Consider the following 15,744-nt stretch of genomic DNA (forward strand, 5'->3'; position numbering starts at 1 on the left):
TTCACTGCCCCGCCGCCATCAGATCCTGGAGCTCATCGGCATCGAATTCCTGCTCGATCAGCCTGATCGACACGATGCGCGCGAATGACGCGAGGTCGGGATGAACGAACAGATCCGAAACCGGGATCGACACGCCGATCTCCTGCGACACCCGGCTGAGCACCCGCACCGCCAGCAGTGAGTGTCCCCCGAGCTCGAAGAAGTGATCGTTGCGTCCGATCTGCTCGACGCCGAGCAGTTCGGCCCAGATCTTCGCCAGCGCGATCTCGATTTCGTCCTCGGGCGCCTCATAACCGCGGTGGGCCTGGGCATCCTCGTGCGGCGACGGCAATGCGCGACGGTCGATCTTGCCATTGGGGGTCAGCGGCAACTTCTCGAGCACCACGATCGTCGATGGCACCATGTAATCAGGCAGAATGGCCGACAGCGCATCGCGCAAACCGCCACCGTCAAGCGTCGGCTCGCCGCTGGCATAGGCGATCAACTGACGGCCGGTCCTGCTCTCGCGCGTCACCACGGCGGCGGCGCGTACGCCGCGCTGTTCGAGCAGGCGCGCCTCGATCTCTCCCAATTCGATCCGGAAGCCGCGGATCTTCACTTGCTGGTCCGCGCGGCCGACATAGTCGATCACGCCGTCCACCCGCCACCGCGCAAGATCGCCGGTCCGGTAGAGACGCGCGCCGCTACCGCCGAACGGATCCGGGATAAACCGTTCCGCCGTCAGCGCGCCCCGGTTCAGATAGCCTCGCGCCAATCCAATACCGCCGATGAACAGCTCGCCGGTAACGCCAACGGGCACGATGTTGAGATCGGCGTCGAGGATATACGCGGACCTGGCACCAACGGGCCGCCCGATCGGCGCCGGCTGGCCCGGCGTCAAGGCGACGGCGTCGACGAGCCACGCTGTCGGCGCGATCACCGTTTCGGTCGGGCCGTAGGCGTTGACCAGAAGGTCGACATCTGCGGCCTGGCGCAGCGCTTTGATTCCGTTATCCGACCACGCCTCGCCGCCGACAATGCAGGTCCTAATCGAAAGCCGGCGCCCACTCTGCCGCAACGCTGCGCTCAATTGGTCCGCATAGGCCGGCGGCAGAAAGATCGACGTTACCGAGCTTCTCGCAATCTCATCGACGAGGTCGATCAATAGACCCGGCCTGGACGGCAGCACGAGCGAGCCACCTGTCATCAGCGGCACCAGCCAGCGCTCGTGGGCAATGTCGAAGTTGATCGAGGCCGACTGGAATTCCCGGTCGCGCGAAGTCATGCGGTACAACCGGCCGATCGCTTCGCAATGCATGGCCAGCGGCCCATGCGTTACCTGCACGCCCTTCGGCGTCCCGGTCGAACCCGACGTGTAGATCACGTAGGCCAGACTATCCGGATGAATCTCGAGATTCAGATTGGCTGTATCTTCGCTGACGGGCCGTTGCGGCTCGTCGATGCACCAGGCCTCGACACCGGTCTCGCGCAGCACCGGCGCGAGAGATTCGAGCAGCGCGCTTTGCGTCAAGATCAGTGTCGCCGCGCTGTCGCGCAGCATGTAGGCGAGCCGCTCGGTCGGATAATCCGGATCGAGCGGAAGATAGGCGCCGCCTGCTTTCAGGACGGCCAGCAGCGCGACTGTCATTTCAGGGCTGCGCGTCAAGGCTATGCCGATCAGGCGATCCGGAGCAGCGTTCCAAAGGCGAAGCCGCCGCGCAAGCTGGTTGGCCCGGGCGTTCAATTCGCCATAGCTCAGGCGCTGGTCGCCCCACACAATCGCAAGGGCGGATGGCGCCCGCGCGGCTTGCGCCTCGATATGCGCGACGACGCCGACATATGGAGCACCTGTCGCCAAGCGGCCGGCACTGCTCCATTCCAGAATTCGCCGCGCCTCATCACCGGCGGACAATCCGAGCTCGCCGATCGGTCGCGCCGCACTGACGGCGATCCGCTCCAGCAATCCATGCAGCATGTCCCGCAGGCGCCGGATGGCAACCTCATCAAAGCGGGCGTGGTCATAATTGAACTCGAGATCGAGCCGTTCGCTTCCGGCAAACACGGCAATGGCCAGCGCATAATTTGTCGGCGTCACATGTTGCACCCGCCCCAAGCGCGGGCCGCTCTCCCCCGTCTGGCGCAGCGCCTCATCGATCGGATAGTTTTCGAACACCAGAATGCTGTCGAACAGCGCCTGTCCGGCCTGCCCGGCGAGGCGCTGGATTTCGTAGAGCGGCGTCCAGCCATGCTCGCGCAAGGCCAGGTTCTGCTCCTGCAACTGACGCAGCCACTCACCGACTTGCGCTTGCGGGCTCGGTGCGTCGACAATCGGCAACGTGTTGATGAAGAGGCCCACCATCTCCTCGGAGCCCGGCAAGTCTGCCGGACGGCCCGACACGGTCACCCCGAAACAGACGGCAGCCTGCCCCGAATGCCGCCGCAACAACTGCGCCCACGCCGCCTGAACGAGCGTATTGAGCGTCACCCGCTCGCGTTTCGCAAATGCCTTCAGCCGCACGGTCAACTCCGGATTCACCGAAAGCGCAATGCTGGCGTGTCCCTCCTCCGATGTCTTGTTGGACGTAGCCGGCGCATTCGCTAGCAGCGTCGGCGCTTCGAGCCCTGCCAAAGCGTCGCGCCAGAATTTTTCGGCGCCTGCGTGATCGCGGCTCTGCAGCCATGCGATGTAGTCGCGATAGCTGCCCTGTACGGCTGGCGGTGTGCCCCCGCTCGCATGCCGAAACACCTCCGCAACCAGCCGTGCTGAGCTCCAGCCGTCGACGAAGATGTGGTGATGGGTCCAGATCAGCCAGTGGCGCTTGTCGTCCAGCTGGATCAACCGCACCCGCTGCAGCGGCGGCTGAGAGACGTCAAAGCCGCTCTCGCGCTCCCGCCGCGATGCTTCCGCCAGCGCGGCATCCAGTTCAGCGCGTCCGCCATTGCGTTCCAGCGCTGCCGTCTGGTTGCGCCAATCCTCTTCGACGAACGGCACCGTCACGTGACGGTGCACGACCTGCTGGGCCGCGCCTGCCAGGTGCTGCCAGACAAAGCCGGTCCGCAAAGCGGCGTGCCGGTCACTCACTGCCTGCCACGCGGCTCGAAGCTTGTCGGCATCAAAGCCGAACAGCTCGAGCCCGACCTGATTGACATAGGCATCGTTGTCGCCATCGCGGACCGCGTGGAACAGCATGCCTTGCTGCATTGGCGAAAGCGGATAGATGTCCTCGATGCTGCGGAGATCCAAAGTCGTTCCCAACCGATCGAGATCGGCCTGATCGAGCCCGGACAACGCAACGTCCGAAGGCGTGAGACCAACGGCCCCACTGCAGCAATGCGCCACCAGTTCGCGCAGGGCTGTTTCGTAAAGTTTCGCCAGCCGCTCCACCGTCTCTCGCCGATAGCGCTTGCGTCCATATCCGAACGACAGATGCAGACGTCCCTCACGCACCAGACCGGTGATGTTGAGCCATCCCCGCAAGGGAGCAGCGGCGCCGCGCGACGCACCCGCGCTCTCGAGCGCAAATCCAAACAGCGAGGAAGCCCCCACGCTGCCGTCGAAGCGGCCGAGATAGTTGAAGACGATCTGCGGCTCCGCCAGTTGGGCCAGGACCTTGCGCTGGTGTTCGGAGCCGAGATAGCGCAACACGCCGTAGCCAAGCCCGCGGTTCGGAATAGCACGAAGCTTCTCCTTCACCGTCTTGATCAGGGAGGCGTGGTCGTCCGACCCGCCTTGCAGCCGCACCGGGAAGGCCGTCGTGAACCAGCCGACCGTCCGGGAAACATCCGCGCCGGGAAATATGTCCTCGCGACCGTGCCCCTCGAGCTCGACCGTTACATCGTCGCGCTGGCTCCAGCGCGACAGGGCACGCACCAAGCTCGCCAGCATCAGATCGTTGACCTGGGTCCGATAGGCCGACGGCGCCTCCTGCAGCAGCCTCGACGTCACGTCGGTATCGAACACCAGCGACACCTCTTCGCCGTCACCGACGCGATCGACGCCGCCACGGTCATCGTCGCACGGCAGGCTTGGACCCGCCGCACAATCGAGCCAGAACGGCAGTTCGTCAGCAAGCTCCCTGGTCGTCGCGTAGGAACGCAACCGCTCGCCCCAGGACGCATAGGACTCGCTCTTCGGCGGCAGCGTTACGACGGCGTCTCTCTTCAAGTGGTCGTACGCCGAGGCCAGGTCTTCGAGCAGGACCCGCCAGGATACACCGTCGACAACCAGATGATGGATCACGATCAGCAGCCGCTGGCTGCCGTCCGCAAGGTCCATCGCCACCGCGCGCAGCAAACGACCCGAGGACAACGACAGGCTTTCCTGTGCGGCCGATGCAAGCGCGGTGACCTGTGTCGCATCTTCGACATCGGTGTGGATCCACAGCAACTCCGACGGCGATGGCGGTGTGCCCTGCACCGCGCGCCACGCGCCGTCCGCCTGCGCGAACCGCAGGCGCAACGCATCGTGATGATCGACGATCGTCGCCAGCGCACGCCGTAGCGTCTCCCAGTCCATCCGCGTTTGCGGGACCAGCAACACGGCCTGATTCCAGTGATCCCGGTTGCCGATGTCTTCGCTGAAAAAGCGTGCCTGAATTGGCAGCAAATGACGCATGCCGGCTGCCGCAGCGGTCGATACCTTTGCGGCCGAACTCTCCTTGCTTGCTAAAGGTGCTGCCGCGACGGCGGCAACAGTAGCCAACCCCGCCACGGTCTGCTGCCCGAACACCTGCTTCGGCGTCAGGCGAATGCCGCGCTTGCGCAGACGTGCGATGATCTGCAGGCTGAGAATGGAATCGCCGCCAAGCTCGAAAAAATTGTCGTTGCGGCCGATGCGGTCGCGACCGAGCACCTCACGCCACACCGCCGCAATCTGTTCCTCGGTGTCCCCCAGCGGCGCGGCATAGTTCGCGGCCACCACGTCTCCCAGCGGCTCCGGCAGCGCCTTGCGGTCGACCTTGCCGTTTGGCGTGAGCGGCAGCCGCTGCAGAACACTGATGAACGACGGCACCATGTAATCCGGCACCACCGCCCCCAATTGCTGCTTGACCACATCCGGCTTCGGTGTGGCGCCTATGGCGGGCACACAGTAAGCAACGAGCTCCTGGCGTTCGGCGCTGTCGCCGATGGCGCGTGCGACAACCACCGCGTCGTCGATCCCCTGCAGCGCCTTGATCGCGCGCCCGACCTCACCAAGCTCGATGCGATAGCCGCGCAGCTTGATCTGTTCATCGCCACGGCCGAGGAATATCAGCCGGCCTGCCCGATCGCAGCGAACGCGATCGCCGGTGCGATATAGCCGCTCTCCGTCCGGCCCAAACGGATCCGGAACAAAGCGCTCGGCGGTCAAGCCAGCCTCGCCACGATAGGCCCGCGCAACGCCGGCGCCTCCAATATAGAGTTCGCCGGTTACGCCGATCGGCACTTCGTTCAGCGCATCATCCAGAACGTGCGCGCGCAGATTGGCAAGTGGCAAGCCAATGGGAACCGAACCCGTCTCGCCTGCAGGGTCACATTTATGCGTGACCGCGCCAACTGTCGTTTCCGTCGGTCCATAATGATTCAGAACTCGGCATTGCGGCCGCAACTGCCGGATCTCGTTCAACAGCGCGGGATCGCTGGCCTCGCCACCGAGGATCAGCGCATCGCTCGGCAGGAGATCGGCCGAGCGCGAAGCCTTTAACAGACCTCGCAGATGGCTGGGCACGATCTTGAGAATGCCGACTTCGCCGTCCCGCATGGCTTTCGCGAACGCATCCGCATCGAACACCACTTCGGGCGGCAGCAGATGCAGCGTCGCGCCGGAAGCGAGCGCGCCGAACAGCACGGTGTGGCCGAGATCCGCCGCCACGGTCGAGACCATCGCCATGCTCGCCAAATGCTGCGGCTGCAGGCGCTCTAGCAGGGCCTGCACATAGTTGGCCAACGCGCCGTGCGAGACGGCGACGCCCTTCGGCGTCCCGGTCGATCCGGAAGTATAGATAACGTAGGCGGTCTGCGCCGGGTGGATCACATTGTCGAGCGGTACGCTCGAGATATCCCCGCGCGCAGCTTCGGCTTCGGCATCGAACACAAGGCAATCGGGTGCAGGCGCTTCCGCCAGCTTCTCGCCAGCAGACAGCACGATTTCGATGCCGCCATCCTTCAGGATGCGCCTGATGCGCTCCAGCGGCCATTTCGGATCGAGCGGTACATAGGCGCCACCAGCCTTCAGCACACCAAGGAGGGCGACAACAAAGGCCGGCGAGCGCTCAATCCACAACGCAACCGGCACCTCGCGCGTCACGCCCTTGCTGGCGAGCATATGAGCGATGCGGTTCGATTTCCGCTCCAGCTCGGCGAATGTCAGCGTCTCGCTGCCGCACCGGATGGCAACTGCGGCCTGGCGATTGATCGTGGACGCGCGATGAAGACCCACCACATCGGTGAATCCGAACACGGCTGCCTCGCTCGGCACGGCCTGCCGGTTCGCATCGTCGATGACGAAGTCCGAAATCCGTCGTTCCGCGTTTTCCGCGATCTGGCGCAGCATCGAGCCGAATTGTGCGGCCAGCCGCGCAATCGTCGGGGAATCGAACAGATCGGTGGCGTAGTTGAATGTCGCCTTCATGCCCCCGGCACCATCGACGACATCAAGCGCGAGATCGAAATGCGAACCCGCGAGGTCCATGATGTCGATCTCGGCGGTGAGCCCTGCGACGCCGTCGAACCCGCGCGGCGCCGTCATGTAGTTGAACTTGGCCTGGAACAGCGGATTGTGCCCACCGCTTCGTTCAGGGCGCAGCCCGTCGACCAGCAATTCGAACGGCAGATCCTGATGGGATAACGCTTCGATCACCGCGTCTTTGACCTGCTGCAGCAGGTTCGGAAAACTTGCGCCATCGGCAACCTCGGCCCGCAGCACCAGCGTGTTCACGAAGCAGCCAATCAGCCGCTCGAGTTGGGCGTGACGACGCCCCGCGACCGGCACGCCGACGCGCAAATCGCTCTGCCCGGTGTAGCGATACAACAGCGCCTGATATGCACCGAGCAGCAGCATGAAGACGCTCACCCGGTGTTTTGCGGCGATCTCTCGCAATCGAGCGGCCAGCGCACCGTCGATGGCAAGACCGACCGTATCGCCGGCGTGGCTTTGCGTTGCCAGACGCGGCCGGTCATGGGGCAGAGCCAGCACGGGGTGCGCGTCACCCAGCTTTGCGCGCCAATAGGCGAGCTGCCGATCTCCCTCGGCACAAGCGAGCCAGCTTCGTTGCCAGACCGCGAAATCCGCATATTGCATCATCGGCACCGGCGGCCGGCCTGCGTCCTGTCCGGTGCCGTTGCGGTAGAGTCCTGCCAGCTCTTCGAGCATCACGTCGAGCGACCATCCATCGACGACGATGTGGTGAGCAAGCAGCAGCAATTCGTGCGCATCATCTGCGAACTGAAGCAACACCGCCCGCAATAGCGGCCCATTGACAAGGTCGAACGGTTTTCCGAGTTCGGACCGTCTGGCTTCCGCCGCATGCTCGGCGGAAAGTCCTCGGAGATCCTGGTGCCTGATATCGACGCCGAGGGCGTCGCGAATGACCTGCCTTGCGCGACCATCCGTTGCAACGAACGTGGTGCGCAGCACATCGTGACGCTGAACGATCTCCGCAATCGCCTTCGACAAGGCGATATGGTCGAGCTTTCCCTTGAGCCGGATCGTGCTCGCGACCGTATAGGCCGTACCATTGGGGTTCAGATTCCAGAGAAACCACAGCCGCTCCTGCGCATGGGACAAGGTCACGCGGTCGGCCGGCGCTGCCCGTTGGATCGGAGGAAGCGCCCTCTTCGCGCCCTCGCGCAACAGGGCGTCGATATGATCAGCGAATGCTGCAAGCTTCGGCGCGTCGAAAAAGCTGCGCAATTCCAGCTCGACGCCGAAGCGTTCGCGCAGCGCGGCGGCGATCTGGCCCGCCGCGATCGAGTTTCCGCCCAGCACGAAGAAATCGTCCTCGCGATGCACCGCCTGGACGGCAAGCGCCTCGCACCAGATCGACGCCAACGCGCGCTCAGTGTCGGTTACTGGCGCCGTCAGCGTCGCGCCATCGCGGCGTCTGCCTCGCTCAAACACCATAAAGCTGTCGAGCGTGTTGTTGGCCCAGCCGGCGGCGCAGGCGGAGCGCTGCAGTTTTCCGCTCGTCGTCAGCGGCATCGCTTGCGGGTTCAACAGGACGACAACGGCCGGATATTCCTGCGCCTGCCGCAGCACGGCCTCGCCGATCGCTTGCGCAAGAGCCTCGGGATCGCTGCGCTTGAGAACGCTACGGCTGAACTCTGCCGCGACACCAATGCTTTCCCGTCCATCGATCTCGACCGCAAACGCAGCAACCCGTCCGCTGCGGACGGTTTCGACCTCGGCCTCGACCGCCTGCTCGACGTCAGTCGGATATACATTCTGGCCGCGAACGATCAGCAGGTCCTTGAGCCGGCCCGTCACGATCAGCGTGCCGTTCTTGACGAAACCGAGATCTCCGGTACGCAGCCAGCGCGCGCCATCGCGCTCGACGAAGGCTTTTTGCGTGGCTTCGGGATTGTTCCAGTATCCGAGCGCGACACTCGGACCGGCGACCCAGATCTCGCCGATTTCGTCGGCCGGTGCCGCAGCCGACCCATCGATGCGCATGATGCGGGTGACATGGTCGGCGACCGTCCGGCCGCACGCCACGAGCTCGCTGCCTTGGTCGGCGGTTGCGACGAGCCCTGCCGCAAGCGCCGCCGTATCGAGCGTATGGCTGACCGTCTCGGTGGTGAGCTCACCGGCCGTCACCAGCAGCGTCGCATCGGCCAGACCGTAACAGGCGGTCAACGCACATCGATTGAACCCCGCCCGCTCGAACCTATCTCCGAACCTGCGCAGTGTGGTTTGTCGCACAAATTCCGAGCCGGAGAATGCAAACTTCCAGCGGCTGAGGTCGAGCCGGTCGATCGTTTCGTCGGAAATGCGGTCGGCACACAGCGCGAAGGCAAAGTCGGGGCCACCGCTCATCGTGCCGCCGTGACGATCGATGGCCTCAAGCCAGCGTCGCGGCCGCTCGAGAAAATTGCGCGGCGACATCAGGACGGCGGTAAAGCCGGTAAACAGCGGATTCAACAACCCACCGATCAATCCCATGTCGTGATAGAGCGGCAGCCAGCTCACGAAGACGTCGTCGAGCGCCCCTCGGGCCACGGCCTCGATGGCCTTCTCGTTGGCCGTCAGGTTAGCGTGCGAGACGCAGACGCCTTTCGGCTGCGAGGTCGATCCGGACGTGTACTGCAGGAAGGCAATCGCGTCTGCCTCCGGCCTCGTCTCGCGCCACTCTGCAGCAGACGCCGCCGGTATCGCATCTACCGCAACGATCTCCACGTTCGCCAGTTCGGGACGTGCCGCTTCCACCGCACCAACCAGCGCGGTTTCCGTCAGGATGAAGCGAGGCGTCGCATCGCGCAGAATGCCGTTGAGACGCCCTGCATAGCGTTCGGCGCCGCCCTCCGGCGGATAGGCCGGGACGGCGATCACTCCGGAATACAGGCACGCATAGAAAGCCACGGCGTAGTCGCAACCGCTGGGCAGCAGGATCACCGCGCGCTCGCCCGCGCCGCCCAACTGCTGCAGCCGGGCCGCGACGGATCGAATCCGGGCGTCGAGACCGGCAAACGCCAACTCCTCGGCGACGCTGTCTCCCTCCAGGAAGCGCAACGCAATCCGATCGGAGCGTAACGCGGCGTGGCACCGTAGTCGTTCGACGAGGTTATCTCTGTACATCTTCTCGCATCCAGTCCGCGCGCGACGACTATTCTCGCCGCCCAAAATGCCGATCAGCCCTGCCGATGCGCTTCCGCCATCGCGACGATTACCTTGCGGGGTCCCTTGAACGGCGCGCGCGCATGCGCGGTGAGCATGTTGTCAAGCATCACCACATCGCCGGCCTGCCAGGGAAAGCTGATCTTGTGCGTTTCGAGAACGTTGCGGACGGTGGCGAGCGTCTCGTCATCGATCGGAGAACCGTCGCCGTAGAAGACGTTGCGCGGCAGTTCAGTCTCGTCGCCGACCACGTCGAGCAGACTCTCGCGCACTTCCGGCTCGAGATTGGAGACGTGAAACAAATGGGCCTGATTGAACCAGACCCACTCTCCCGTCACCGGATGCCGTGCCGTCCCCTGACAGATCTGGCGCGTGCGAAGCTCGCCGTCTTCCTTCCATTCGCATTCGATGTCGTGCCCGGCGCAGTAGGCCTCGACCTCGGCCCTGGACTCGGTGCCGAACACCTGCTGCCAGTCGACGTCGAGACCGTTGCCGTAGTTCCGCACATACATCACGCCCTTCTCGGCGAAGCGCTCCCGGATCGCCGGCGGCATATCGCGATAGATGGCGCGGCTGTCGGCGATCGGCGTTTCGCCGCCCTCCTGCGCCGGCTGCATGCAATAGAACCAGATCTTCATCGGCCAATCGCACGTATAGGCCTGCTCGTTGTGCAGCGGGATGTGCTGGTGCGGCGGGTACTCCGTGGAGGTGTAGACGCCGGAGGTGACCTGCGAGCGCGGCGTCGATCCAAACTCGTAGGTAAGCAGCGGATGACCGAAATCGGCCGCGAACGCGCGGAACGCGTCAGGGCCGTCGAGAGAGAAATCGCGAAACACGATGCCGCCGCAATCGGTCAAATGCCGATCGATGGTGTTGCGCAGCATGGGAAGCGCCGCGCCGAGCGGCTGCCCGGCCCTGTCGGCCTTCAGCAACAGCGGAAGAGTTTTGCCTTCAATGAGTGGCTGGACGGAGAATACGCTCATGATCCTCGCTCCGATGCGAACCAACCGATCGGGCCAGGGCCGATGCGATCAGGCCGAGCAGTTCGGCTTGCTGTGTGTGAATGAAGAAGTGATGGCCCGGCAGCACGTCGAGCGTGAATTCCGCGGACGTTTCCTGCCGCCAGGCCTGTAGCGATTCGTGGCTGGTCTCGTCGTCGGCGCCGCCGAAGACGTGCACGGGACACGACAACGGATGCCGCCGCCGATAGACATAAGCGCCGCACATCAAAAAATCGGCGCGAAGCACCGGCAATGCCGACCGCATCAGCTCCGCATTCGACAACGCCTCATCCGGCGTGCCCTGCAGATCGCGGAGCTCCTTCAGCAACGCCTCGTCGCTCAATGGCAGGCGCCATTTGCTGCCGTCTCGAACGGCCGGCGCCTCGGCGCCCGAGGCAAAGAGAATAGCCGGAGCGGGCGCGCCGCGATCATGCAAGAAATGCGCGAGTTCGAACGCAATCAGCGCGCCGAGGCTGTGTCCAAACAGCGCATAGGGCGCATCAAGCCGGGCGTGAAGTTCTGCAGCGAGCTGCCATGCAAGCGCGTGCGGGTCGCTCGCCAGCGGCTCGTCCATGCGCGCGCCGCGCCCGGGCCACTCCACCGGGTAGACATCGATCCATGACGGCAACAGCCTGCGCCACCGTGCATAGAACATGGCGCTGCCGCCGGAGTAAGGCAGACAAAGAAGCCGCATCGGAAGACAAGGCTCCGTTGGATTAAGCCGACTTCTGCGGCGCCGTCTCGTCCATGAATTTGCGCAGCGTTAGGGGGCGCATGTCGGTCCACACCTGCTCGATGTGTTCGAGGCATTCCTTCTTGCTGCCCGTCTTGCCCACTGCTTTCCAGCCGTTCGGAGTATCCTTGAAGGTCGGCCAGATGGAGTATTGCTCTTCGTGATTGATAACAACGGTGAAGGTGACGTCGTCTCTGTCGAACACCATCATGGTTCGGTCCCTTCTTCAGAAAACGAAAGCAATGGCGTGTTGACTAGGTCAGAAGCAAATCATCGTCAAAGCAATATCGACGACGAAGTTTTTAATAGCTCCAAGTTGGCGATCGCGTGACACGATGCAACCTCCGCGCTTGCGAGCCGGCGCGCATGAAAAGTGACTGATGGGCAAGGCGATGCGCAGTTTCTTGCAATTCTAACTCGCCATGCCGGAACCTTTTTGATTTTCGAAATCGCACATCCACCGCGCGACGATTTTCATCGCATTGTTATCAATTTCGATGAGTCAGTTTTGCGACACCATCAGATCAAAGAAATGCCCGCCGCGGACGAGATCCGCGGCGGCAGGCGTTTCAGGTGATGCGAGCGTCGCGGCGTTCAGAAGTTGAACTGCGTCGACAAGAGATAGGTGCGCGGGGCCGCAAGCGTGATCACGCCGCTGTAGGCCGAGGCCCAGTAGGCTTCGTTGAAGACGTTCTCGATGTTGGCGCGGATCACGATCGGCTTGCCGTTCCAGGGCGATGTAAAGGTATATCGCGCTCCGATATCGACCCGCGTCCACTCAGGCAGCGTGAGGGTGTTGGTCTCGTTGACATATTGCGGACCGGTGTAAATGACCCTTGCCGAGAGCGTCAGGTCACGCATGAACGGCGTATCCCAATCCACTCCGATGTTCGCGGTGAGCGCTGGCACGCCAACCGCCTTTTTGCCGTTGTTGCTTGGGTCTCGGGCCTGTTCCTGCACGCCGTCGATCAAGGCTAGGCCACCAAGCAATCGAAGCGCCGGCGTGATTTCGCCGAATACGTTGATCTCCGCACCGCGGTTGCGCTGTCTACCGTTGAGTTGCTGGGTCGCAGTCACACCCGAGCCCACCGTGATGATGCTCGGCTGATTGATGTCGAACACACTCAGCGTGGTCGTGATACGGCCTGCGTCGATCTTCACGCCCGCCTCGGCCTGTTGGGTTTGGGCGACCGGAAACACAGTCCCGCGATTGGCATAAATGCCACTGACGACAGTGGGTGTCTGGAGCCCTTCGATATAATTTGCGTAGAGCGAGATATTCTCGACCGGCTTGACCAAGATGGCATAGGCCGGGCTCCACACGGATTCTTCCTGAAAGGGCCGGCTCGGAGTGGCGAGGGTTGGCAAGAAGTTTAACACCTCGCTTCCAGCCGTCTGACGACGAAGGCCGACCGTGAACTGGACGCGCTCGTTCAGCATCGACATGGTATCGGTAACGCCGATGCTCGACACCCTCACACCGGTAATCTGATTGGCAGCGAGAAACGTGAAGTTGGGCTTGGGAATGTTGGTCGGCTCGTTGTAGAAGTTCCAGAAGATAATGTCGGCGACAGGATTATTCGAACGCGTCCGGACCTGCTGCGTATAGGTTCGGTCGTTGATGGAGTAGTTGGCGTTCAGCGCATGATTGATCGGGCCGGTGTCCACCGTTGCACGAACGCCCGCTTCACCCGCGAGCGTCTCGAACGTCTCCTTGCCGGCAAACGGTCGCGACCACAGGCCTCCCAACTGGAATGTTCCCGGGGGGGTTGTTATGGCACCCGGCGCGACATTGGAGATATTGGGCGAAGGATAGGCATAGTTGATGTTGCTGTCGTGATAGCCAAACGCCGCATAGGCAGTTAGCGAGTCGGTGACATCAACCTCGCCTTTTACGGTCGAAAAGAAGTCCGTCGGCGCATAGTAGGCCCACGGAACCTGGAAATTGTGTCCGGCTTTCGGCGGCGGAGGAATAATGGTTGTTGTGGGAGCGACTGTAAAGAAACGCAAGGGCGGCTTCAGATTGTCGGCCTGGTAGCCGACATCAACCTCCATGCGCGCGTTCTCACCGCGGTAGTCCAGACCGAGGTGAACGTTGCCAAATTCGTCGGTCTGACGATTCCAGGGCGTGTTGCCGTTTGAGTAGGTGCTGTTCAGCCGAATGCCCCACTCCTTGCGCTCGCCGTAGCGCCGGCTGACGTCCATATGTCCGCCGAACTGCGATTTCGAAACATAGGTCCCCGTCAGCCGCGTGATGTCGACGTCGAGAGCATGCTTGGTGATGAGATTGATGCTGCCGCCGACCGCACCACCGCTCGAAACACCGGTACCGCCAGTGGTCATGCCGTTGAGCACGGCGCTCGGGCCTTTCAAGACCTCGACGCGCTCGATGAAATTTGCCCCGATGGAGTAGTATGGTGCGATTCCGTACAGACCGTTCAACCCGAAATCGCCGCTGTCATAATAGAAGCCGCGGATGAACAGACTGTCGGCTCCGCCACCCGCCGCCTGCACCACTCTCACGGACGGATCGTTCGCAAGCACGTCACGGATGGTTCGAGCCTGTTGATTCGCGATAAACTCCGCCGTGTAACTGGTCTGGTTGAACGGCGTATCCATCACGCCGCGATTGCCGAGAATGCCCAAGCTCCCGCCCCTCGCCACCTGTCCGCCTGCGTAGGGAGCCGGAAGTGCGCCGATAGTACCAGTCGAAGGCGTCACATATGGCACCGGCTCCACCCGTCGCGGCGCCGGCGCAGCGACGCGCCGTTGCACGCGCGACGTCGACGTTTGCGTTCTCCGTGCTGGGGCGGGCCGCGCCCGTTGCTGGCTTGGAGCATCGACGGTGACGGGCGGTAAATTCTGCGCGAATGCGCTCGAGCCGCCGGCAAAATCCAGAGAGAGCGCAAGATAGGTCAACGCTCCCAGCGAGACAGCGCGCATAACATTTCTGGCAGCGACACGATGCGTCATACTTCCACCCCAAAAGCCCACAAGCAGGTTCCGGCTCGTTCTAACTTCTGAGGTGGAAACGGCGAGTAGAAGCCATCTAAGGTAATGAAGCGTGCACATAACGGATTGCGTTAGTGGCGATGAGGCAACACCTCACGCTTTTCGAACCGTTCTAAATCGTAAGAAGTTTTTATGCGTTCTAATTTTGTGAGGTGAACGCGAAGTCGAATGAAGCGGTCGGCTGAGTCGTGATGCTTTGTTGTGCAGCGATATCCGGAAATTGATTCGCGCACATCATCCCAACAGATTGCGCAACGCGCGGATGAAGACCCGCGAGCCGACTTCGATCAACTCGTCCGGAAAATCATAATCCGGCGCATGCAGGCCGGCATGATCAACACCTGCGCCCAGGAAAAACATCGCAGACTTCGCTTGCTGGTTGAACAGGCCGAAATCCTCGGAGCCGCGCAGCGGCAGGCCCCGCGCGGAGTGCGTGATGCCTTCGGCATCAAGCGCCTTCTTCAGATGAATGACGGCCTTCGGCGCGTTCATGCAGTGAGCGAAGACATCGCGATAGGCGATCTCCACCTTCAGCCGCTCGTCTTCTGCAACGCGCCGAACCAGATTCTCAGCCTGCAAGCGGATGCTTTCCATCTTTGCGTCCGTCAGCGTTCTGAGCGTCAACCAGAGCTCGGCATGGCCCGGCGAGATGCCGAACGCCGGCTCGCCCAGCCGCGCGTGGGTGATCGTGACCATCGAGAATTCGCTAGTGAGCTCGCCGCCCTGTCCCAGCGCAGGGATTTCGTTCAGCAGCCGGACCATGGCTCCTTGCGGCGAAACGCCGAACTCCGGATTCGACGCGTGCGCCGTTCGGCCGAACAATGCGATCTGCATGCCGCGCGAGGCGCAATTGACCAGGCCTTCCGCGATGGCGACTTCGCCCAGCGCAAGGCCCGGCAGGTTGTGCAAGGACAAAAGCGAAATCCGGCTGGACCTGCTGAAATCTTTTGTCGGCGAGCACAGAAGCCGCGCCCGATCCATCCTCTTCAGCGGGTTGGAACAGCAACACGGCCCGCCCGCAGCTCGGACGCCATGCGCCGCGGGAACGCTGATTTGCGATCGGCTTTGGGAGGGGAATTGGCGGTTGACTCGGGAACCGCCAGCAATCAGAAAAAGCGCTGAAAAATGAACGGCAAAACAAGAATATTTGGCATATGAGCGGCCCGAGACATAGGTGACAGAACGTACCGGACACATGGGTTACACTT

Annotated in this window: 7 protein-coding genes; 1 reads left to right on the plus strand and 6 read right to left on the minus strand. The window is 62.8% G+C overall.

Features of this window, described 5'->3' with window-relative positions; translation table 11 throughout:
- Nucleotide 1 precedes the first annotated feature (1 nt).
- From KJQ96_RS26680 to KJQ96_RS26695, 4 genes are read right to left on the minus strand one after another with little or no spacing between them, the layout of a single operon-like run.
- Nucleotides 2-9,751 (minus strand): non-ribosomal peptide synthetase, encoded by a 9,750-nt coding sequence (locus tag KJQ96_RS26680; protein ID WP_213289371.1) that lies wholly within the window; start codon nucleotides 9,749-9,751, stop codon nucleotides 2-4.
- A 53-nt stretch (nucleotides 9,752-9,804) separates the two neighbouring features.
- On the minus strand, nucleotides 9,805-10,773 hold the full coding sequence (locus KJQ96_RS26685) for a TauD/TfdA family dioxygenase (protein WP_213289372.1): 969 nt from the start codon (nucleotides 10,771-10,773) through the stop codon (nucleotides 9,805-9,807).
- Complete coding sequence (locus KJQ96_RS26690; RefSeq protein WP_213289373.1) at nucleotides 10,742-11,485, minus strand: thioesterase II family protein; 744 nt, start codon at nucleotides 11,483-11,485, stop codon at nucleotides 10,742-10,744. The genes KJQ96_RS26685 and KJQ96_RS26690 overlap by 32 nt, the downstream gene beginning before the upstream one ends.
- A gap of 22 nt (nucleotides 11,486-11,507) precedes the next feature.
- The gene (locus KJQ96_RS26695; protein ID WP_213289374.1) at nucleotides 11,508-11,735 is read right to left on the minus strand and encodes an MbtH family NRPS accessory protein; all 228 of its coding nucleotides are present in this window, start codon (nucleotides 11,733-11,735) and stop codon (nucleotides 11,508-11,510) included.
- Nucleotides 11,736-11,897: 162 nt separating this feature from the next.
- On the opposite strand from KJQ96_RS26695, the gene KJQ96_RS26700 reads away from it, so the two are divergent.
- Nucleotides 11,898-12,101, plus strand: a complete 204-nt coding sequence (locus KJQ96_RS26700) for a hypothetical protein (protein ID WP_213289375.1) — start codon at nucleotides 11,898-11,900, stop codon at nucleotides 12,099-12,101.
- A 17-nt stretch (nucleotides 12,102-12,118) separates the two neighbouring features.
- On the opposite strand, the gene KJQ96_RS26705 is transcribed toward KJQ96_RS26700, so the two are convergent.
- On the minus strand, nucleotides 12,119-14,497 hold the full coding sequence (locus KJQ96_RS26705; protein WP_213289376.1) for a TonB-dependent siderophore receptor: 2,379 nt from the start codon (nucleotides 14,495-14,497) through the stop codon (nucleotides 12,119-12,121).
- 273 nt (nucleotides 14,498-14,770) lie between these two features.
- Entirely contained in the window at nucleotides 14,771-15,451 is a 681-nt protein-coding gene (locus tag KJQ96_RS26710) for a M20/M25/M40 family metallo-hydrolase (RefSeq protein WP_213289377.1), read from the minus strand.
- Nucleotides 15,452-15,744 lie beyond the last annotated feature (293 nt).

The sequence above is a fragment of the Bradyrhizobium sp. sGM-13 genome (assembly GCF_018398875.1).
In the GTDB taxonomy this organism is placed as follows: Bacteria; Pseudomonadota; Alphaproteobacteria; order Rhizobiales; family Xanthobacteraceae; genus Bradyrhizobium.

Excerpts from the sequence above, each read along its gene's own strand:
- KJQ96_RS26685 (WP_213289372.1), bottom strand. The coding sequence starts at position 10,773 with ATGAGCGTATTCTCCGTCCAGCCACTCATTGAAGGCAAAACTCTTCCG.
- KJQ96_RS26695 (WP_213289374.1), bottom strand. The coding sequence starts at position 11,735 with ATGATGGTGTTCGACAGAGACGACGTCACCTTCACCGTTGTTATCAAT.
- KJQ96_RS26680 (WP_213289371.1), bottom strand. The coding sequence starts at position 9,751 with ATGTACAGAGATAACCTCGTCGAACGACTACGGTGCCACGCCGCGTTA.
- KJQ96_RS26690 (WP_213289373.1), bottom strand. The coding sequence starts at position 11,485 with ATGCGGCTTCTTTGTCTGCCTTACTCCGGCGGCAGCGCCATGTTCTAT.
- KJQ96_RS26705 (WP_213289376.1), bottom strand. The coding sequence starts at position 14,497 with ATGACGCATCGTGTCGCTGCCAGAAATGTTATGCGCGCTGTCTCGCTG.